This window comes from Oleiphilus sp. HI0043, assembly GCF_001634935.1.
Genome location: NZ_LWEY01001616.1, coordinates 1 through 1,535 on the forward strand (window position 1 = coordinate 1; position 1,535 = coordinate 1,535).

Annotated in this window: 2 protein-coding genes; both read left to right on the forward strand. The window is 47.3% G+C overall.

The window, feature by feature from the left end:
- On the forward strand, positions 1–567 hold a 567-nt coding region (locus A3729_RS24360; protein ID WP_068634382.1), incomplete at its 5' end, for an SDR family NAD(P)-dependent oxidoreductase.
- Between the two features lie 135 nt (positions 568–702).
- On the forward strand, positions 703–1,535 hold an 833-nt coding region (locus A3729_RS24365; protein ID WP_369820156.1), incomplete at its 3' end, for an acyl-CoA dehydrogenase family protein.

Consider the following 1,535-nt stretch of genomic DNA (forward strand, 5'->3'; position numbering starts at 1 on the left):
GCAGCTATCAATAAAGCACGCGAAACTCACGGGCCCTGCGGTATAGCTGTTAACTGCGCCGGCATTGGCAATCCAGGACGTATTCTTGGGCGTGACGGCCCAATGTCTTTAGACTTTTTTAATACCGTAATTCAAGTAAACCTTGTTGGCTCATTTAATGTACTAAGGCTGGCGGCAGCAGACATGCAAAGCCGAGAAGAAAACGCAGACGGTGAGCGAGGCGTAATCATTTCAACAGCCTCAGTAGCGGCTTATGAAGGTCAAATTGGTCAAGCTGCCTATTCTGCCTCGAAGGGAGGGATCGTATCAATGACCCTTCCCGCTGCACGTGAGCTCGCAAAGTTTGGCATTCGCGTATTAGCGATCGCACCCGGCCTCTTCCTAACGCCTATGATGGAATCATTTTCTCAAGAAGTACAAGACAGCCTTGCTGCAACATTACCCTTTCCATCTAGACTAGGTAAACCCGATGAGTTTGGTAGGCTAGTGCGTGATATTGTTGAGAACCCAATACTTAACGGTGAAGTGATACGTATTGATTCCGCTGTCCGTTTGGCAGCAAAATAATACCAAGCGCGGCATTTTGGGAACATCATAAAGTCGTTACACGTGACCTAGCTGCTAAATAGTCCGCTATTATACAAACACTAACTCACTAAAAGAGGAACCCATATGGACTTATCACTGAACGAGGAGCANATTATGATTCAGAGTATGGCACGTAAATTTGCCAGCTCTGAACTGATGCCTATCGCCGATAAGCTTGATATGGGGGAGGCACAGGAAACCTTTGTTAAGAATCTAAAGAAACTGGCTGAGCTCGGTTTTATGGGGCTCAATATCTCGAGTGAATACGGCGGTACCAATGCCGGTACCGTTTCCTTTAGTTTGGCCATCACTGAAATAGCCAAGGCTTGCGCTTCGACAGCAGTTACAACATCGGTAACAAACATGGTTGCTGAGGTTATCCAGGCTGTTGGCAGCACACAACAGAAACATTCTTATCTACCAAAACTTTGCTCTGGTGAATATTCTGCCGGAGCATTCTGCTTGACTGAGTCTCAGGCCGGTTCGGACCCTTCATCAATGAAATGTTCCGCTACTAAAACAGCTTCGGGCTGGGCGCTAAATGGCAGCAAGCAATTCATTACCAGCGCAGAATATGCTGGCGTATTTGTTGTCTGGGCTCTGACGGATAAGAGTGCGGCAAAAGGAAAAGGCATTTCTTGTTTCCTTGTCGAGGCGGGGACTCCCGGCCTAATAATAGGAAAACCCGAACAAAAGATGGGACAAAAAGCCTCTTCTACTTGTCAGCTTAGTTTCGATAACTGCAACATTGATGACAGTGCACTTTTGGGTGATCTAAACAAAGGCTATCGTGTCGCCGTTGGCGAACTGGCCGGCGGCAGAATAGGCGTCGGCTCATTAGCACTTGGTATTGCTCAGGCAGCCATCGACTATGCAACGATATACACAAAAGAACGTGAGCAATTTGGCAAGGCAATCGCGAACTTTCAAGGTATCCAGTGGATGTT